At 35.1% G+C, this 18,825-nt stretch carries 26 protein-coding genes and 1 pseudogene; 21 read left to right on the top strand and 6 right to left on the bottom strand.

The genetic code is table 11. The features are described from left to right. Positions 1-186 precede the first annotated feature (186 nt). The 3 genes from F3J02_RS03905 to F3J02_RS03895 are packed head-to-tail and all read right to left on the bottom strand — an operon-like array spanning position 187 to position 3,687. Positions 187-1,053, bottom strand: coding sequence for a DNA adenine methylase (locus F3J02_RS03905; protein WP_416224636.1), 867 nt, complete (start codon positions 1,051-1,053; stop codon positions 187-189). Beyond that, on the bottom strand, positions 1,043-2,887 hold the full coding sequence (locus F3J02_RS03900; RefSeq protein ID WP_167247790.1) for an AAA family ATPase: 1,845 nt from the start codon (positions 2,885-2,887) through the stop codon (positions 1,043-1,045). The genes F3J02_RS03905 and F3J02_RS03900 overlap by 11 nt, the downstream gene beginning before the upstream one ends. Positions 2,888-2,910: 23 nt before the next feature. Then, on the bottom strand, positions 2,911-3,687 hold the full coding sequence (locus F3J02_RS03895; protein ID WP_167247789.1) for a LexA family protein: 777 nt from the start codon (positions 3,685-3,687) through the stop codon (positions 2,911-2,913). A 1-nt stretch (position 3,688) separates the two neighbouring features. Here F3J02_RS03895 and F3J02_RS03890 point away from each other — a divergent pair, with 1 nt between their 5' ends. The 10 genes from F3J02_RS03890 (at position 3,689) to F3J02_RS03845 (ending at position 9,317) form a co-directional block, all read left to right on the top strand. Further along, a complete protein-coding gene (locus F3J02_RS03890; protein WP_167247788.1) occupies positions 3,689-3,934 on the top strand; it encodes a transcriptional regulator in 246 nt (81 codons plus the stop codon). Positions 3,935-3,958: 24 nt separating this feature from the next. Continuing rightward, positions 3,959-4,411 (top strand): phage regulatory CII family protein, encoded by a 453-nt coding sequence (locus tag F3J02_RS03885; protein ID WP_167247787.1) that lies wholly within the window; start codon positions 3,959-3,961, stop codon positions 4,409-4,411. Positions 4,412-4,674: 263 nt separating this feature from the next. Next, a complete protein-coding gene (locus tag F3J02_RS03880) occupies positions 4,675-4,968 on the top strand; it encodes a hypothetical protein (RefSeq protein WP_167247786.1) in 294 nt (97 codons plus the stop codon). Beyond that, positions 4,965-5,963, top strand: coding sequence for a DNA cytosine methyltransferase (locus F3J02_RS03875; RefSeq protein WP_167247785.1), 999 nt, complete (start codon positions 4,965-4,967; stop codon positions 5,961-5,963). Before F3J02_RS03880 ends, F3J02_RS03875 begins: the two co-directional genes overlap by 4 nt. After that, the gene (locus tag F3J02_RS03870) at positions 5,960-6,880 is read left to right on the top strand and encodes a helix-turn-helix domain-containing protein (protein WP_167247784.1); all 921 of its coding nucleotides are present in this window, start codon (positions 5,960-5,962) and stop codon (positions 6,878-6,880) included. Before F3J02_RS03875 ends, F3J02_RS03870 begins: the two co-directional genes overlap by 4 nt. Positions 6,881-6,944: 64 nt before the next feature. After that, positions 6,945-7,349, top strand: a complete 405-nt coding sequence (locus tag F3J02_RS03865) for a DUF559 domain-containing protein (protein ID WP_167247783.1) — start codon at positions 6,945-6,947, stop codon at positions 7,347-7,349. Further along, positions 7,346-7,852: a hypothetical protein gene (locus F3J02_RS03860; RefSeq protein WP_167247782.1), complete on the top strand. Its 507-nt coding sequence runs from the start codon at positions 7,346-7,348 to the stop codon at positions 7,850-7,852. The genes F3J02_RS03865 and F3J02_RS03860 overlap by 4 nt, the downstream gene beginning before the upstream one ends. Positions 7,853-7,923: 71 nt before the next feature. Then, entirely contained in the window at positions 7,924-8,160 is a 237-nt protein-coding gene (locus tag F3J02_RS03855) for a hypothetical protein (RefSeq protein WP_167247781.1), read from the top strand. Between the two features lie 2 nt (positions 8,161-8,162). Beyond that, a complete protein-coding gene (locus F3J02_RS03850; protein WP_167247780.1) occupies positions 8,163-8,783 on the top strand; it encodes a hypothetical protein in 621 nt (206 codons plus the stop codon). Between the two features lie 15 nt (positions 8,784-8,798). Then, positions 8,799-9,317 carry a hypothetical protein gene (locus tag F3J02_RS03845; RefSeq protein ID WP_167247779.1) on the top strand — a complete coding sequence of 173 codons (519 nt, stop codon included), beginning with the start codon at positions 8,799-8,801 and terminating at the stop codon, positions 9,315-9,317. 540 nt (positions 9,318-9,857) lie between these two features. Here the strand turns inward: F3J02_RS03845 and F3J02_RS03840 are convergent. Next, positions 9,858-10,022, bottom strand: a pseudogene (locus tag F3J02_RS03840) (HNH endonuclease); the annotation flags it as partial. 97 nt (positions 10,023-10,119) lie between these two features. Here F3J02_RS03840 and F3J02_RS03835 point away from each other — a divergent pair. After that, positions 10,120-11,211 carry a protein NO VEIN domain-containing protein gene (locus F3J02_RS03835; protein WP_167247778.1) on the top strand — a complete coding sequence of 364 codons (1,092 nt, stop codon included), beginning with the start codon at positions 10,120-10,122 and terminating at the stop codon, positions 11,209-11,211. 80 nt (positions 11,212-11,291) lie between these two features. Here the strand turns inward: F3J02_RS03835 and F3J02_RS03830 are convergent, their stop codons facing one another. Continuing rightward, positions 11,292-11,657 (bottom strand): MazG nucleotide pyrophosphohydrolase domain-containing protein, encoded by a 366-nt coding sequence (locus tag F3J02_RS03830; protein ID WP_167247777.1) that lies wholly within the window; start codon positions 11,655-11,657, stop codon positions 11,292-11,294. Continuing rightward, on the bottom strand, positions 11,644-12,771 hold the full coding sequence (locus tag F3J02_RS03825; RefSeq protein ID WP_167247776.1) for an HNH endonuclease: 1,128 nt from the start codon (positions 12,769-12,771) through the stop codon (positions 11,644-11,646). The genes F3J02_RS03830 and F3J02_RS03825 overlap by 14 nt, the downstream gene beginning before the upstream one ends. Before the next feature lie 242 nt (positions 12,772-13,013). Between F3J02_RS03825 and F3J02_RS03820 the strand changes: the two genes are divergently transcribed. The 10 genes from F3J02_RS03820 (at position 13,014) to F3J02_RS03775 (ending at position 18,815) form a co-directional block, all read left to right on the top strand. Further along, positions 13,014-13,514: a hypothetical protein gene (locus F3J02_RS03820; protein WP_167247774.1), complete on the top strand. Its 501-nt coding sequence runs from the start codon at positions 13,014-13,016 to the stop codon at positions 13,512-13,514. A gap of 207 nt (positions 13,515-13,721) precedes the next feature. Then, on the top strand, positions 13,722-14,168 hold the full coding sequence (locus F3J02_RS03815) for a hypothetical protein (RefSeq protein WP_167247772.1): 447 nt from the start codon (positions 13,722-13,724) through the stop codon (positions 14,166-14,168). 161 nt (positions 14,169-14,329) lie between these two features. Further along, entirely contained in the window at positions 14,330-14,545 is a 216-nt protein-coding gene (locus tag F3J02_RS03810; RefSeq protein WP_167247770.1) for a hypothetical protein, read from the top strand. 125 nt (positions 14,546-14,670) lie between these two features. After that, entirely contained in the window at positions 14,671-14,988 is a 318-nt protein-coding gene (locus F3J02_RS03805; protein ID WP_167247768.1) for a hypothetical protein, read from the top strand. A 103-nt stretch (positions 14,989-15,091) separates the two neighbouring features. Continuing rightward, on the top strand, positions 15,092-15,334 hold the full coding sequence (locus F3J02_RS03800; RefSeq protein ID WP_167247766.1) for a hypothetical protein: 243 nt from the start codon (positions 15,092-15,094) through the stop codon (positions 15,332-15,334). Between the two features lie 516 nt (positions 15,335-15,850). Further along, positions 15,851-16,612 carry a hypothetical protein gene (locus F3J02_RS03795; RefSeq protein WP_167247764.1) on the top strand — a complete coding sequence of 254 codons (762 nt, stop codon included), beginning with the start codon at positions 15,851-15,853 and terminating at the stop codon, positions 16,610-16,612. A gap of 34 nt (positions 16,613-16,646) precedes the next feature. Further along, positions 16,647-17,096 carry an NUDIX hydrolase gene (locus tag F3J02_RS03790; protein WP_167247762.1) on the top strand — a complete coding sequence of 150 codons (450 nt, stop codon included), beginning with the start codon at positions 16,647-16,649 and terminating at the stop codon, positions 17,094-17,096. A gap of 407 nt (positions 17,097-17,503) precedes the next feature. Further along, a complete protein-coding gene (locus tag F3J02_RS03785) occupies positions 17,504-17,725 on the top strand; it encodes a hypothetical protein (RefSeq protein ID WP_167247760.1) in 222 nt (73 codons plus the stop codon). A gap of 42 nt (positions 17,726-17,767) precedes the next feature. Beyond that, positions 17,768-18,202, top strand: a complete 435-nt coding sequence (locus F3J02_RS03780; protein WP_167247758.1) for a hypothetical protein — start codon at positions 17,768-17,770, stop codon at positions 18,200-18,202. Beyond that, the gene (locus tag F3J02_RS03775; protein ID WP_167247756.1) at positions 18,171-18,815 is read left to right on the top strand and encodes a putative metallopeptidase; all 645 of its coding nucleotides are present in this window, start codon (positions 18,171-18,173) and stop codon (positions 18,813-18,815) included. The genes F3J02_RS03780 and F3J02_RS03775 overlap by 32 nt, the downstream gene beginning before the upstream one ends. Positions 18,816-18,825 lie beyond the last annotated feature (10 nt).

Raw genomic sequence — 18,825 nt, 5'->3', positions numbered from 1 at the left:
ATTGCAAAGCCCCGTTCATCCGCCAAGAGCACGGGGCTTTTTGTTGTCTGTGAGATAAATACTACTATAAGTAGAAAATTAATCAATATTTAGTAGCGGTTATTTCTACTTTTTGTTGCTTTGTTTGCTATTCAATAAAAAACTCACCATGTTGGTGAGTTTCAATTAATTAAAAAAAACAATGATTTAACTAAAATCGAATTCAGATTGTTTATGCTTCTTAGGCATTTCAACAGGTACTATTGAATCACAAAAAAACATAATTTCCTGACCTTTAGATGTACTGTGGGCACTATAATTGAGCACATACTCATCTTTTTTACAGCCCTTATATATTTCTTTGATTGGATCACAATTATCGTAAGAAACAATCCACTTGGATTTAACGTTATCTAAAGCTTCTCTAATCTTGACATGATCATCGTGTACATAAAAATTTCTATAAAGACCTTGTCCTTTAACATAGTAAGGGGGATCTAAGTACATTAGAGAGTGCTCAGGTAGCAGATTGTCTACTTGTCCCAATAATTCTAATGCATCTAAGTTATGGACCTTAATCCGATCTCTATATTCCCCAATCTTTTCTATGCGCTTAGATAAGTTTTCTTTGTGATAACGTGCATCTAACTTGTAGTTTCCATTTTGATTTTTTCCACCAATTACTCCTCCTTTTAGGATTCCTGAGCGATTGGTACGATTCAAAAAGAAAGTTGCAAAACCATGTTCAAGTTCGCTATGTAGATCCGGATTTGAGAGAATGTATTTTTGTTTATACCATTCTTCCATACTGATGGTTGTATCATTCAAAAGCTGTAAAAAACTCTCTGTATTTACAGTTACAGACTTCCAGAAATTGTAAACAGCGATATCAAAATCATTAATGTGAATATTAGTACAATATTCATTAAATAATAGATCTAAAGCAACAGCAGAACCTCCAGCATATGGCTCGAGATAGTCTCCGGAAAGGTTGTTTGCTTCAAAAATTTCTTTAACAAAATCAGCAAACTTACCTTTTCCTCCAGGATATCGCAGGGGTGTTTTAAATTGCATGTTGACCATTAAGCTTGTCTATAGTTTGGACTAAAGAACCTAAAAAAATATCGCAATAAGTTTTGTTTTCAATTGCCCATAAGCCAAAAATATTGAACGTTTTTAAAGTTTCTCTTTGAGCATTGTACCAATTTTTCATAGGATCTCTATGTAACTTTTTAACATCTTCTAAATTGTTTATTGGTGGTAGAACAGCAGAGCTGTAATGCTTTTGAATATCTTTCAAATGATCAAGGAAAAAATTAGTAGTAAGTCTGTTGGAGGTACTTGTATGCCAAAACTCGCGATTGGTATTTCTGTTTATAAATTTATCAAGTAAGAAACTATATGCCAATTTATCTGGAGGCAGACCATGAAATACAGACCCAGAATCATTAACAGGTAATGTAACCACATTTGAATAACTTAATAATGACTTTTTTATAGCTCCTGAATTACCAACAAGATCGTTAATATCACTGTCTAAAATAATTACTGAACTTTGAAAGTGAGGTGTTGTTTTACTTAAGCTAAGTAAATTATGACAACCAAGTTTAGCTGGTACTAACTCTAACTCTCTACCAAAGTAGCTGAATGTATCTTTGATATTAAAAGTGTCTAAGATTGCTAGGCAAAAGTCAAAAGCTTCAAGATCTTCAAAGTAGACGTACATTTTTGGTGGTGGAGTAACTGTTGGTTCATCTGTAACCTCGGTTTGTAACTCCTCTAAAAGCATATCATTCTTTATTTTTAAATATGATGGATTTTCCATTACATATGGAACATTTGTATCCATTAAATAAATAACATCGTCGGCTCTATACTCTCTTGGGGTATTTTCATCCAATGTTTCTTTAATAATTGTAAGAGAATGGCTTGTCATTATTATTTGTAATTTTAGTTCTTTAGCAGATAATTTTAAAGTTTGAATTAAGTTTCTTTGAGCTCTTGGATGTAGACCTGCTTCAACCTCATCAATTATAAGAATACCACCTTGATAATTTTCCCCAAGCTCAATTTGTAAGTGCTTAAATGATGCTAAAGCAGTTGTAATTGTACTTAATGAGTCTTGTCCTAATGAGATTGACAAAGAGGAATGCCCAAAATCAGGGACAATTGATTGTTTATTGCTATCATTAAATGAGTGGGCATAAGTTTTCTTATCATCTAAATTGACTGGATCTGAAAAAGGAATAATGCTGTCAAAGATTTGATAAATATATTCATCTATTTCAGGTGGAATAGCAGTAGCTTTCTGTTGGATCGCTGTCCAATCGAACTCACCAATGGGAGACATCCGGCTCATTCCTAAGTAAATTGTAGGAATTGGAATTTTCGCTGCATTCCCAATTGAATTCTCTTCTAAGAATGTTTTGTCTAATTGACTAGAATTAGTTGTTCTAGGAATAACTCTCATGCGGTAAACATAAAAACAGTCTGGTTTGAGAGCTAAAGTTTGTCTTTCAGTTAACTCTGTAGTTGGAACCTTAACCATAAATTTTTTATACTTTGTTTTATGGACAGCTTCTTTTTGAGTCCCAGAAACTTCGCAATTTTTAACGATATCAGTTTCGATAATCGTATAAGTCAAATTAGCTCTGGATGGTTCTGGTTTTCGGGATTTAAAGTCTTCGTAATAATCCAAAAAAAATAGTTCACCAAAATCAGCTCTAAAATCCTTGTTTAATAAAGTTTTATACTTTTTAAGCTCAGAACCATTGGCGATTAATCCTAAAATTGTTGATTTTCCAATTCCGTTATGCCCCGCAATTACATTAAGTCGTGGGGCGAAATTAACTGAAATATCTTTTAGATTTCTAAAACCTATCGAATCAAACTCAATTTTCTTTAACACTATTACATTCTCAATTATAAAAGTTATACATCCCTATATAACCCCACAACTTTACCAACCAATTCGCATCCTTCACGAAGCTCCATGATTTTTTCAAGCCATTTTGGGTTTAAGGGTTCTAAATACATACCATTGCTTTCTACAATCAATTTCTTGAAAGTTGCTTCTGTTTCCCCGTCGCATGCAACGATAACCAAATCACCTGTTTTTAAATCATTTATTTGAAAGTCGGGATTTACATATATTTTGTCACCAGGGCGGAAGTCTGGAAGCATGGATTCACCAACAACTTCTAAGCCGTAGCCATTTTTTCCACATTTAGGATTTGGCGGTAGCCATTCCTCAAACTGTGTTCCTACTGGCACACCCTCAGTAGATGTCCAAGTACCAGCTTGTACCCATGAAATCACTGGTATTAATCGACCTGCAATTGAAAAAGGATTTAAAATATTTTTTTCTGAACTAGTACCATGATCCAAATAACTAATATCAATATTAAAACTATTAGCCAAGGTTTGTAGTTTTTCTTCTCTTGGCTTGGCTGTACCTAATGTATAGCGACGAGCCATCTCGTAGGTTACGCCAATAGTATCTTTTAACTGATTAACAGTTTTGATTGACGAGCCTTCTTTTTCCATCAGTTCCTTTAACCGATTGGCAAAATCCAAGTATTTAGGCTGTGGCATCGAAACTTGTCCATTTTCTACATAAGGTAGAATTTTATCTTGAATTTTAGGTTGCACCAATTCTATTTTAAGTTGTATATTATCTTCTACTTTAAGTAGTGTTTTCGGTTGCATTATGTCCACTCCAAAAGATGCATTAAAAAAAGCTATCAAAATTGCTGGTAGTAAATCGGCATTAGCCAGAGGAATAAAAATTACTCCTTGGGCTTTATGTAAATGGAATTTCGAGAAAATTCCTGAAGATCGTTGTTTGCCAATTGAAAAATTTACGAATGGTCAGGTTAAAGCTGAAGAGCTTAGACCAGACATTAATTGGGTATACATTCGTTCTACTCAAAATAGTAGTCATCTCGCCATCTAATAAACACGTTCAAAAGGACTCGCAATGAACATATTAGATGCGGCTTACCACACGGTTCACGACTTTAAAGGCGGGGCAAATGCGCTTGCATCACGCATGGGCATAAAAAGCCCTGCGGTACTCAATAGCAAGGTCAACCCAAATACGGAAACACATCACCTGACTTTGCTCGAAGCCTCAAAGCTCATGGGCATAACAGGGGATTTTCGAATATTACAGGCGATCTGCGCAGAACATGACAAAGCAGCCATCGACTTACCAGATATACCTGAAAGCAAAAGAGACAGTTGCCTGATGGATACCTTTCTTAATATCGGTATCAAGAAAGGCAACGTAAGCAAGCAATTTAGAGAAATGCTTGCGGACGGACGAATAACAAAAGGCGAGGCAATCGACATGGCCAAAGTCATTCATGACATGCATGTATTGCTTGCCACGTTGGAACAACAAATTCATGCCTGTATTCAAGGCAAATAAAAAACCGCTTCCTGTTATTAGCAGCGGAAGCGGTTTTATGACCTTTTATTCATACTTGCTAAGCGAGACAAAAATATGAACGAACACAATCTAGCAAAACCGTCTGGCAAAGATAAACACAATTCCGATGATTTGACGCAAATCACTTTGATCATGGGCGCAGATCGCCACATCGAAAACCATATTTCTAAAAATTGCCGTGTGATTAGCAATGACGTTTCTAAATTTCTAAGTAGAGCTTTGTATGCTCAAAAGGAGATGACATGAATCAACAGTTAAAACAACTTCCAGATTTTAAGCAGATCCAAGCCGTTCAATCGTGGTATGAACCTGCATTGGAGCTTTTGAATAAATTGCTTGAACGCAATAAAGCAAATCTCCGTAGGCGTGGATACAACGAAGAAAATGCAGCTATTACCCGTGAAGAGTTTAGACAACAACTTGCTCGCCGTGGCCGTATTTCATTGCATTTGGCCGGAGAGATTGAAACGAGTTTGTTCAACGCTCGAAAGATTGAGTACATGGGCGGATATATTCGACCTAAGGAGATGAAATGAATGAGTTGGCTCTTTTCGCAGGTGCTGGTGGTGGAATACTCGGATCACATCTCTTGGGATGCAAAACAATCTGCGCAGTTGAACGTGATGCCTACGCAGCACAAGTTTTGGCGCAACGACAAAATGATGGAATTCTCGCGCCTTTCCCAATTTGGTCTGACATTAAATCTTTTGACGGAAAACCATGGCGAGGAATTGTTGATGTCATATCTGGCGGATTTCCATGCCAAGACATTTCATCAGCCGGCAAAGGAAAGGGAATTGATGGAGAACGTTCAGGACTTTGGTCAGAAATGGCACGAATTATTAGTGAAGTTCGACCTAGAGAGGTCTGGGTGGAAAACTCACCAATGCTTGTTTCCAGAGGACTTACCCGAGTCATCAGTGATCTTGCCCAAATGGGGTATGACGCGCACTGGGCACGTTTTTCAGCATCTAACTTTGGAGCGCCCCATATCCGTGACAGAGTGTGGATTGTTGCCTACGCCAACAGCACAGCAGATGGGCAGCAATACCAGTATGAGAGCAAAAGGAACTACAGCCAAAGATCGTTATCTAATGTGGCCAACTCCAAAAGCAACAGATTCGAATCGCAAGGACTGCAAATCGGAAAGAAATCGGAAAAGCCCAAGTTTGGAGTCAATAGTGAATATGTGGCCAACACCCAAAGCATCGGATTGGAACAAAAGAGGGAATATCAGCTCTCATCCGAGAAATGGTTTACCTGGAGCAGTTGCGAATTTTCCAACGCCGACTGCTTCAGATGCAGACAAATGGGGCAACGAGTCATTATCAGAAAGAAAAGCAAAAGGCCGTCAGATACGTCTCAACACGGCTGTTTCTCCACAAGGGGGAAATGGTGGTCGGTTGAACCCGAACTGGGTCGAGTGGCTGATGGGGTGGCCCATCGGGTGGACAGACTTAAAGCCATTGGAAATGGACAGGTTCCAGTCGTGGCTAAAAGCGCATTCGAATTCTTGGGAGTAGGATTATGAGTTTAGATGCAACCATTTGGGCATTTAAGGCAGCGGTTAAAACATCAAGCCAACGTCTTGTTTTACTTGCCTTAGCCGATCGTGCTGGTGACGAACACAAATGCTATCCGAGTCTAAAACGTTTGGAAAAAGATACGGTACTCAACCGTAAAACTATCATCAAAGTTCTAGATGAACTTGAAGAAGGTGCATTCATAAAATTTACAGGTAAAACGACGGGTAACGGAGTGAAAATCTATCAACTGATTGGTGTCGTTGGCCGAGAAGATGAAGATCCAACCAGTACCAAAAATGGAACTAGTCCCAAAAACGGAACGGGTACCAATTTAGGTACTGGTTCCAAAAACGGTACTAGTACCAATAACGGAACTGCCAGTAGTACCAAAAACGGTACTGCAACCAGTACCAATATTGGAACACAGAACCTCCCAATGAATCTCCCATTAGAATCTAAAAATAAAAAACACTGGCTCTGTTCAAAAAAATTAAGTGAGGAAATTGCTCAAGCAAATCCTGAGATCGATCCAAATAAGATCATTTCAGCAAGTTGGTTCAATCGTGAATTTAGAGCATTCGAGAAATTCAATGCTGAAAAATCCATGTGCGATGAACTCATGATCTACCACTTTGCAAACTGGTTACTTGAGGCAAAGGCAAAACTTGACCGTATGAATCGTTCTGCTCAACCAAGTAACAAACAGGAATCAAAATCTGAAAACAACCTCACTGAAAAACAAATCAAGTTTTTGGCAGGGAAGTTATCCCGTATTCCTGATTTCGGTAAATACGCCGTAGGGAATGAATCTCATGAGCAACTTGCTGTTCGTTTAGAAACCATGCTGAAAGATCCTAAGAATATCCAAAAGTGGGCTGAATATTTGGCTGCTGTGGGCTTTGAACAAAAGGGGGCGGCATGAGACCTCTACGATGTCAACGTAGCGCTCTAGGAGTGAGAGCCATACGCCATGAGTGTAGCGATCAATGAGATTAAGCATTGCCGAGTACAAATCACTAGTCAAACCCAAAGCAAAAAGGAAGACCACACCTAGAGTTAAACCTAAACAACAGGAACCAAGTGAAGGCGAATTAATCTTGATGCGAGATTTAAGAGCCTTAGGCATTGGCTTTGAACATGAATACAAGTTTCACCAAACACGCAAATGGCAGGCAGATTTCCTGATCAGCAATACCAAGATCCTGATTGAGGTTGAAGGTGGTATCTGGTCTCAGGGCCGCCATACACGGGGAACCGGTTATATCGGTGACATGGAAAAATATAACGCAGCAGCAATTTTAGGATTTCAGGTTTTACGGTTCAGCACACAACAAGTGAAATCAGGTTTAGCGGTTCAACAAATAGAGCAATTGGTAAGAGGTACAAAATGACATTGGTGATTGAAAAGATGCATATCATGCAGGCAATAAATTGGTCACGATTCGATTTGGAAAGTTGGCTATACCAATTCGGTGCTTGGCTCTATAGTCATACAGGTCCATGTGGTCAGAGTACCAATCCAATTGCTATCGCGATGGACAATGCTGCCAAAACCCGACGGACCAAAAAGTTGGCACAGAAGAAACGTAATCAAGTCATTGCAGACTATATTTCCAATGATTATGAACCACCACGACCAAAGCGAGGCAAAGTCACTTGTGAGATCAATGACAATGAAGCTCGTGCTGTACAACGTTTAATACTAGATATTTTAGGCCAAAGCGAAGTGATGGACGAATGGCTAGATGCAGTGGTTGATCGTTACTTTAGAGGGCAATCATGGTCTGAGATGGCTAATGATGATCGCACTCAAAATGATGCTAGACAAGACGTTAAGTGTGGACTGGCAGCATTGCATTGTAAGTATGGGTTTATTAGGTTTAAACTATGGTAAATCTGCGGTATATTGTTTAAAAAGACTAGCGGTTAAAATTGTTAGACCTCAAACCTTCGGGCTGTATTGTTATGAGTGAAAAAAGAAAAGTTATTTTTAAAAATAGTAAATCTGCAGAGTTCGTCATGGGCTTTCGCGTTAAAACAACCAGTGATATTGGAATAGTTGAATTTATATACTTTGATGATAAGAAAGATGAAAGCGATGAGTTAATTAGAGAAAACTATATAATTAGTTCAATTGCTTTTACAAAAGATACTGCAAAAGATTTAATAGAACAGTTGAATCATTTTATAAGTGATGAATAAAAATGGAATATATAACCAATTCATTTGATAATTCATATCAAAATATTGGAATAAAAGTTAAAGAAAAAACATACTTTAGTGAGACTAAGGTATGGACTTCTTCTTATGTTTTAAATGAAATAATTGATGAGGAAAATGTAATTGAGCATTTACATTGTGAGTGGATAAGTTTTTATGAGAAAAACTATATCAATCAAATAAATGATATGGAAAATATGTTGGATGTATTATCAAAATGTGATTTTTCAAATGAGATTAATGATTCTTTTTTAATGGCTATGGAAAACACTATTAAAGAGTACATGGGGGAAATGGATAGTTATTATAAAGCTGCTAACCCATCAATTGATTCTTTAATTAATACATTAAAATATGTTTCTTTTCTTACATGCTATAAACCTAAATTTTATATCGATGCAACTACTGGATATTTTGGTTGCACTGTTAAAAAGAAAAAAGGATCAAGGAAGAAAAAGAGTTTAAATTTAATTTTCAAACCTAATGATGAAGTTATTTTTAGTTTAACTGAAAGGCTTAATAATATTATTACTATTACTGGTGTAGCAGATTTTGAAGATAATCTTAATGATGCGAAAGCTTTAAGATATCTTTTAGAGTTATAAATAAAATGGTGTAAGATGTTAGAAACTACTACTTTGGAGCAAGATGTAACTAATGAGTTGTGGAGACTCATCAGGGACTCTCATTATTCTGTAGATGAGGATGGTGAGATTGAAATTTCTTTAGATTGTTTTGATCTTAGAAAAGAAATGAATCCTCCTGAAACAAATATTTCTTTTAATAAGGTTGATAACACTTTAGAGTTCTATGAAAAAATTTTTAATTTAATGAGGGATCTTTTTCTTAAAATTAAAATTAAAGATAAATACTTATTTGCTGGACTTATTGATGTAGATGCTTATAGAAGAATTAATAAAGATAAAAAAAGTTTTATCGTGTTTAAACAGGATCATGAGCCACCTAGTAATCATTTTGGATTATATTATCTTACAGAAGATGAAGTAGAATTGACTAAAGTTAAAGGGATTCTGAAGATTTTGTTGGAAGAGAAATTAACTTCAATTATTGAAGATGACGAAAAATTAAGAAGTTATAATAATGATTTATGCGAGGAGAGAAAACTAACCAAAAAATAGAAAAATTTTCTTATCTATTAGTGGTTTTTATATTTCCCTAATTCAAAATTAGGAAAAAATCTATAAAAGGATTTTTGAGTTAGATAATTAAAAATGAATAAATTTATTGGAGGATCTTTTGATGAGCAAGACTTTCCTATTGAAAAGTATGAATAAGAGTGTTTTATGCTGTAAATACAGCTAATAACTCTAAAGAAGAGAATATATAAAAATGAAATTGAAAGAAATGGAGGGTTGCATACTTTTGGATTATTAAAAGAGATGCATAATGATTTAGTTAAAAAGCAGATTGATACACTTTTTAAAAGTATATCTTTTAAAATTAAGTGTCTATAACTATTTGAATTGCCTTTGAAGAATTAACTCTAAATCCTTTAATAAAAATCTAGGTATTTGCTACATGTGGTTACCAACTATTTTAGTTGGAATAATTATTTGAGGGATTATGATTTTTATACCAAATAAAAAATCTAGTTTTAAATTGTTTTTGTTTAAAAGGAATCTTTCTAAATAGAATTTTTAAGTATAAATATTCTGAATTTAAATAACTTTTTTCAATAAAAATTGATTTTTATATTTTAACGTTAAACGATCAGCCTCAGCATTCACGATATGCATCTTCTTATGACAGTTTGGGCAAAGTGCAATGGTATTCTCTACAGTATCAGCACCGCCGTGTGCTAACCATTCAATGTGGTGAGTCTCTTTTGGTTTTCTTTTTAATTTTAAGTCTATATTTTATATGAATTTATTTTTTATTTTGTGCTATTCTTTCTAAAATCATAAAAAAGGTACAAATGACATGATAGAAAGAGTCTTGTTTGCTCGCGTGGGGTATATGAATCTATATCGGGGAAGTGCAAACGAAAAACCTTTAGGTGGGGGAAGCTATACTGAAAAGAATGTTGGCCTAGAAGCATGCAATTTTTTAAATATTGAACAAGATGTTTACGGATATTTTCAGCCAGCAGGATTCAAACCAAATGGCTTATTCAATGGCACTATAAATTTAAGAAAAATTGATCCAGCTATTCCTAAAAGTGATGAAAAGATTGAGAATGTCTTAGTAATTTTTTTTGCTACAAAAGAGAGGCTATCCATACCAGATAAAGGGCCTGTAACAAGATCGGTGATTGTTGGTTGGTATAAGAATGCTACGGTTTATGCAGGAGCACAATCTTTAGAACAAAAACGGGATGGTGTAGATAAAGTACTAGATAGTTATTTCATTAAAGCCAACAAAAAGGATATGTATTTAATACCTGATAGTAATAGAAAGTATCGATTAGGTGGAACTTCTAGAAAAAGTAAAAAAGGAAACCCTGGGAGATCAAATAGTTTTTTTATTTATGATGAAAAATACAATCTAAAAAAAGACCGTTGGATTTCTGAAGCTATAGATTTTGTTCATCAATATAATGGACCAATTTTACAGAGTGATACTGACTTTGATGTTGAAAGAGCAAACATAGAATTAGAGGGAGCTGGATTTCAAAAAAATCAAAAAATAAAACAAGCTATTGAAAAATATTCGACAGAAAGAACAATCCAAGATTTAGAAGAAAGAGGATTCAAAGTACAAGAATATTATCCTAATGGTCAAAAAGTTTGTTCAAAAGAATCATTTGACTTGATCGCATATAAAGATAATGTTGAATACGTGGTTGAAGTGAAAGGTACGCAGTTAGATGGTTCAGCAGTGATTTTTACTAACAATGAAGTTGAACTATACAAGAAAAATAAAAGGAAAGTTATATTGTCTGTTGTTCATTCGATTCAAATTTCTAAAGAAAAGGTCGTCAAAGGTTCTGGTAAAGTTGTAATTCAAGACCCATTTAAATTAGTTGAGTCGAAATTGGAAGTAATCTCTTACATATATAAATTTAATAAGTGATTATATTTCATTAAGATAATATATCTATAAAGCTCAAATAGTTGGGCTTTATAGATATACTTATGACAATTCGGGCAAAACTACTTCGCCAACTTCCACCATTGCAACATTTGCTGTAACTCTACGTCCTGCATGGTAAGTCCTTCTTGCTGAGCCTGTTCTTCAACATAAGCAATACGATTCTCAAACTTTGAGATAGCTAAGCCTAAACATTTTTCAGAGTCTAGATTTAGTCGGCATGCCAAATTAAGCAGAGAGAATAAGCAATCTCCAAACTCATCCTCTAAACGATCCTGATTGATTTCTGGAGCATTGATCTCAACAAAGAGTTCATCGATTTCTTCAAGAACTTTCTCTTTGGCCTGCTCATGGCTCTTCCAAGTGAAGCCTTTAGAAATTAATAAGTTTTGGATCTCTTCAGCGCGTTTAAGATTACTTTGTCCCATATCTTTTCTCATTAACTTCATTGAACTTTTCGAAATGACTACTCATATACTTTTTGAAAACAGCCAGATCTTTACCTCGGAAAGGCACCTTTATCACGAAATCGATTAACTGATGATTGTTAATAATTTCAAGAATTAAAGGATCTTCACACATGATGAGTCGCAGTGACTCAGGATCAAACGTGATGAAGTAACGATCAAAGAGTTTGTCCATCAATGCCGACAATAATAAACCATTTCTAGAATCAATCCTTTCCTCATTCGTACACTCGCTCCAAGGTTTGATATGACTTGCGAGTAATAAGGATTCATGCCGGATGCCAGTTAAAAGGCACGTGCTCTTAAAATTTTTCAACAAGTCTTTTCTAAATTGTCCCTGACCTAAGCGAGACTGAATAAGCCTTTCTTTATTGGTCTCTGTTATAGATGAGCTTTGCTGGATTGCATAAATTTCTTCATCAATATCTTTCTCAGGATTGATATCGACAGTATGTGAAGGTGCACTGGCTTGAAACTTATCAAAAACTTTCTTTTCACTATTACGGTGTAACACACTATCTTTTAAATCAAAGATAGTCCCTAAGTTTTTTAAAGTATTGTCTTTAATCGCTTCATCAGGCAATTTCACTGAAATATTTGTAATTAGCCCATTTCTACCTTGGACACATGAAGAGTAGCGGAAGCCTTCATAAATCTTGGCAACCTGAGTATCATCAGCAACATTAAAATAGTCTTTCTTTAATTCATAAACGTTATTTTTAGACTTTAGGGTTGGATAGGCCGCTAGAATATTAAAGTAGAAGCGGTGAGGGTAAATGTTAGTGCCAACCTCATCGTCCCATATTTGAGGGTTATCTACGTCTTGCTCCGCCGTAACTTCAAACATATCACTGGTTACTTTCGCCAGAACATATTGTGTTAATTGACCAGAGAAGCGGCTTCTTACAGGACCTAAAAGGGCATGAGCAAAAATTAGGTAATCACCAGTTTTAATTTGCTTTGCATTACTATTTAATTCTTTAAAGCCCCAAATTCCATGGTTAAGGCCTGTAAGGAAGTTGTTTAGGCTTGGATCTGCGACATAGATACAATGAAGATTAATATTGTTAGGCATAAAGTAGGATTATTAATAAATAAAGTAAGGATTTTGAGATTATTGGATAGGGTATCATCTCAAAACTGTCAAAACAAAACTTATAGTAAATTTTTCAAAAACTTGACCCTGCGCAGGGCAAATGCTATTTTTACGTTATAGTGGTCGAAGTTTAAGTAGATCATTAGAATTAAAGTTCATCGAAAGGTGGGCTTTTTTGTTTTCTGTGGTATAAATTTATCTCCAATATTTTGGGGGTAAATATGGAAAGTTTGTTAATCGAGATTTTAAAGGGATTTGGAGTTTCTGCTGTAAGTGTTGTAATGGTGCTTGGGTTGTTAATGTTATCAAAGGAAGCTTTAATTTCAAGGCTCACGAAATCTATCGAACATGAATATGCAGTAAAACTAGAAGATTTTAAATTTCAATTGGAAGCCAAGAAAAAAGCAGAATTAGTTGCTAAATTATTAGCACACTGGATAAGATTCCCTGAAGACCAAGAAGAGTTGAATAGAATGGCTTTAGAATGCTTTCTGTGGTTGCCAGACAAAATAGCAAGTGATTTGAGTGATCTGCTTGCCCACAATAGGGAGCATGAAGTTTCTATTAGATCTGTAATTATTTCTATAAGACAACTTCTTAATAATGGAAATAAAGAATACATGAATTTAAAGGATTATGAAGTAATTCTTTTTACCAATCAATCAAAAGAACTTCAGTACAATCATTTACTGAATTCATTAGGTTTAAACTTACAACCATAGTAGAAAGATTTATAAACCTCCTTCGGGAGGTTTTCTTTTATGCCCACCATACCACAGGTTTTTTTATACCGTAAATTTTATCAAAAATACTTAATAAAATTTGACGTAATTAAAGATTAAAATGTTTACAAAGAGTTAAACAATTCTTACTTTAAGTTAATAATTTTATTAGAGATACTTTTTTCACTATAAAACGGAGCTTGAGTAATGCCACAATATTTATGTATTGCAGACAATATCTATAAGCGTTTTGATCGTGAGAATAAATTTAGCGCGCCACTTCAAGAATGCTTAAGTTCAATTGTCGAAGTACTGCGGGAAGAATTAAAAGATACTGATCTAAGGTTGATGTATAGCCGCATTAACTTTGTAAGAGGGTTGCAAGAAGAACCACCAAGCGATCATTTAAATGTTTTTTTGAGTCTTGTTCCCAACCCTGAAAAAAAAGATCAATTCGTAATGTGGTTGTCCAATCTCATTGAAAAAGTTACAGAAGGCGGGGTCAAGAGAGTGCCACCTAAACTTGAAGATATTCCACATGATGTAAATTTTGATTCAGAAATATTGAAATCATTACAACATCGCTCTAAGCCAAAATCTTCTATGGATATTGCAGCATATTTTAAAAGCCAGGAATTCCAGAGTTATAGTTGAGAAATTGAGAGTTAAGTTTTGCAATGGGTATAGGAACCTCCGAATCCTACCTATATCTAGCATTTGCTGAGATTAAGCAAACCGCCACTGCTGGCGGTTTTTTTTGAAGTTTGGTAAAAATCGGTCATAATCTAAATTAATAATAATTAGAGGATATAGATATGACTAAGGATAATCCGATCAATCAAACACATTTGATCATAGCTTCGATCACGGCCAGTTTCGCAAAAGCGTTAGACAAAACGAATCCAGGATTCAAAGAAGAATTTTTAAAAGAACTTGGTGAGCGTTACCATGAGATAAAAGATTACTCACATCCACATACCGAGGCTCTAGAGACCTTAACGTGGACAAGAGACTTCTTAAATAAGGAATGAATAGAAGTCAGGATTTGATTTTCTAAATAACAAAGCCTATCGAATGATGGGCTTTTTGTTGACGAATTTGATTTAACAATTTATAAAATCACGCATCATTACGATATTGAATTTTTAAAACAACTATGAAAAAACTTAAATTAATTTTACTCATCACAGCTACAACATTTTCGCTGTCTGGCTGCTTGCAAATGCTTTCACCCACTGTGGGTGATTTTGGATCTGGGGTCTTTCAGATCAATACTCAAAGCAATATATTTGGTTCAAATAACGCGATGAGAGCAAAGCTTGTTAAAAAAGCAGATGAACTTTGCAAGGGTAAAGGATTTAATGAGTTGGATGGCAATGACAATATTATCAGCGATTCAAAAGTTTACACTAATGGTATGATGCTTCCGGTGAGTACAAAAGCTTCATATATGAAAATTAAGTGTAAAGAATAAATTTTTTCTGTCATATTGAAGCGAATTTAACTAAAAAGCTCATCGAAAGGTGGGCTTTTTTGCACTCTGTGGTATAAGTTTGTCTCCAATATTGGGGGGAGTAATGACAATAATTACTTTAAAAAATATTAATGATGGCTCAGTGTTAGAGGTATCACTTGAAATACCTTACCCGGATCCTTTAATCAGCGTAAGAGAAGAGAATCCAAGAATATTCATCAATGATAAGTGGGTATTTCGTGATTCTAAGAAGCTTGTGCCAGATGAATTTAATGATTATTTAAACTTGGCTGAAATTGGAATGAAAATTGAGGATCAATTTGAAGTAATCAATATTGAAAAGTAAAGACCCACTTTGAGGTGGGTCTTTGGGGGTGGCGTCCTTCGTTCTTTCGGCTGCCCACTGGCTGGTTACAGGTTGTGGCAACAGGTTAGCTAAGCTATTAAACCCAACGGCAGGAACCCTGTGAAGTATAAATACAACCATCGGGAAGTCCTCGCTCCTGCACATTAATTTTAATTAAAGAAAAACTTAAAAGCAATTTTATTATTAATAGTAAATTAATATTTAGGAGTGTAAAATAAAATGTATAAATAATATTAACTATTAGTTGTTTTAATTATTATGATTAGAAAACTTAATTATATAATAAATGAAATATTAACTTTTAAATTTTATGAGACTAATATAATGGTGACAAAATGTTTAAATTGTGAGGTACTGCTCATTTAAGTCAGTAAAATGTGTTGTAGTTATGTGTTGAGATACAATTAATGATTTGAAATTTATCTTCTATTAAGTGATTTTATATAAGTCAAAAATGACAAATAAAACTACTAAAAATCATTGAGGATAATAAAAATGGCAGCAATAACTAAAGCAATTATTGGGGAAGATATCTCAGGACAATTAAAGGAAGAATGTAGTGCACATTTGGATTCTTTAATGGCTCTTGCAGATGCCAAAGCTGAGTATTTTGCAGAAAAAATAAAAACTGATTTATTAGGTGCGGGTGTAGGTACTGATAAAACATTCCCTATATCAACAATACAATCCTTCATTTACCAGACTAAAGCATATACTTCAGATGATGCTAAAAATATTAGTAATGTCATAAATGAATCAATTAATGGATTTATAGATGGGAACAATAAATCAGCAGTAAACACACTAGTGTCAGGTTTTGTAAATACTTTGTTCGGATCTTCAGTAGGGGCTGAGCAAAAAATTCTTAGATACTGCGCTATTTTAGAAGGTGTATCAATGATCCGCCTAGATTTCGCTGGTTGGTCTCGTTCAGTAAGTGCATCAGCAATAAAATCAAAATGCGATAAGGTTAGTGCTTTTGTACTTTATAGATCTATAGTGGATATGAGCAAAGTATCTTTGAACGACTTTATTTCAGTTTATCAAGACACAGTAAGGGCAGAAAATAAAGATATCGATGCAGCAGGTGTGATAAAGAAATGCCAAGAATTATATTATGTTTTTAACCCATCTAAAAAACCTGTATTGGGAGCTTTGGCTGAATTTGAAACGCTCGCTATTAAAGAAGTAGAATTTGTGCCTACAATTGGATATGAAAACTTTGACGTATTTACTAAAAACGTCACTTCTCTTTAACTCCTAATAATTTAATAAATAAAAGAGAAAATCTATGCCAAATAAAGCATATCTTATTGTTTATGATGGGAAGAATATCCTCATAGGACAAGGTGGAAAATCTGGTTTTAAGAAAGTTGAGCGTCAGGGCTATCATCTACCTGGTGGTTCATACGAATCTGATCCTATTAGTGCAGTCATTCGCGAACTGCAAGAAGAAACTGGTATTGATTTAGAAGAGTCTCAGATAGAGGAGGAGTCAATTCAAATTGTTGATTCTGGTTTTACAATCAATTTTTATATAGCTAATGTTGATAGTGTTGAAACTCTTGTAAAAGATTTTGAAAGACCAGATGTTACTAATCCATACGATGAACCTTTTGAAAGTTTATTGAGCTTGAGATCGAAAGACTCTTGGGAAAATGAAAATTTCAGTGAAGAGTTTAAAACTGACTGGTTTAGGTTAGGGTTAGCAGCAGCAAAAGATAGAATTGATCCTAAATAAGTAATGAACCTCCTTCGGGAGGTTTTCTTTGATGGCCTCCCTTGGGTGGGGATTTGATTATTGATTTGATTGCTAAATTGCAATATTCTTTAATGGAAACAACCTCATGTGAGGCTGCTATTTTCTTAGTACACTGATTGTGAAATCAATATTAAGAAAATGAAGATAGTGAGTTGTAAAACTTTCATATCGTTCTCCAGTTGTTTGAAGGTGACTAGATTTCGCCGCCAAATTAGTAAAGCAGCACAAAATTTGGATGCCTCAAAACTTTTCAGGATTGAGCGCATTAAAACCCGCGAGAGCGGGTTTTTCCCTTTATGGGGAAATGACTGAGCTGATGTTGAAACTTAAAGATCAAGTTATTGTTTTTTGATATATTTAAAACTCAAATAACTTGAGTATAAAAAATGCAAATTAGTGATTATGTAAAGGCTAGAGTTGGCGAAAATGGCTTTGGCTTTTCAACAATTAATGATAAAGATCAAATTGATTATTATCTAAGTAGTGTAGAGTTTGATAGAACATCGTATGAACACAAATATTCAAGAATTGTTCTAATCTATAAAGCAAACTTAAATCAAGAAGTTAAAGAAAAAATCAATAGAGTTTTTCAGAGCAATTTAGGTTAGAAAACATGCCACCTTCGGGTGGTTTTTTAATGGGTGATATTTATGGACACTTCAAAATATTTTGAACTCACAAGAAAACACGAACATAAAACAAAGCCAAGAAATTCGCCGTTGCCAAAAGCAAAGCAGAACTATTTAGAAGCCTATGAAACCTTAAAAGAAGAATTAACAGATCATGCAATTGGTTTTGAAAGTAAATTTCAGCCGATCCATACAAAGCACTGGCGTTTTGATTTCCATATCGTGAAATTAAGACTGCTGATTGAAATTGAAGGTGGGCCATGGTCTGGTGGACGTAGTGGCAAGCTAGCATTTAAGGCATGGAGTTTAGATCGATACGATCAAGTTGAAGAACTAGGTTTAAAGATTGAACGTTTTCATCCGGATTCTATTTTATCGGGTTGTGTCATTCATTGGATTAAGGATGAATTAAAGAGGCTAGAACATGAATCAGATTCGACCATTCCCACCGACTGAGCTTTTGGATCAAGCCGAGGAAGAAGAAGCAATCCGACTGGCACCAGCACCAGATTTAAAAGAATGGGTGATTGCTAATTATCTCACTGCTGAAGCTGAACTTTACAATCCTGATCATGATCATATTGCCGAGCTGCTTCATGACAATGGTGAGTTTTTGGCATTTGCATGGGCTTCACAGGCTTGTACGGTTAAAAAGCAAATGGTGCTTGGTCAGTGTGAAAAGGTGATGTTCAACGTTGGTGGATGGCGTAAGGCAAGACAAGAGCAGCAAATGCGGGATTGGTTCGGTTATGTTCCTATTTACCTGATCACCATAGATGCCAGTTTTTGCGAGCAAGCTTCAGATCGAGACTTTTGTGCATTGATCGAACATGAGCTGTATCACATCGGTGTGGAGCGTGATCCTGAAGATGGTGAGCCGATCTATAGCGATATGACAGGACTGCCGAAACACTATTTAGCGGGCCATGATGTTGAAGAATTTGTGGGTGTGGTCAAACGATGGGGAGCAAGCGAAAACGTTAAGCGACTTGTTGAAGTAGCGAAACAAGCGCCGTTTGTAAATGATGTAAATATTTCCAAGTGCTGTGGGACATGTTTAATAAGTTGAGCCGTTTGGC

This window comes from Acinetobacter sp. Tr-809 (assembly GCF_011753255.1).
Taxonomy (GTDB): domain Bacteria; phylum Pseudomonadota; class Gammaproteobacteria; order Pseudomonadales; family Moraxellaceae; genus Acinetobacter.
This window is presented reverse-complemented; position numbering and strand designations above follow the sequence as displayed.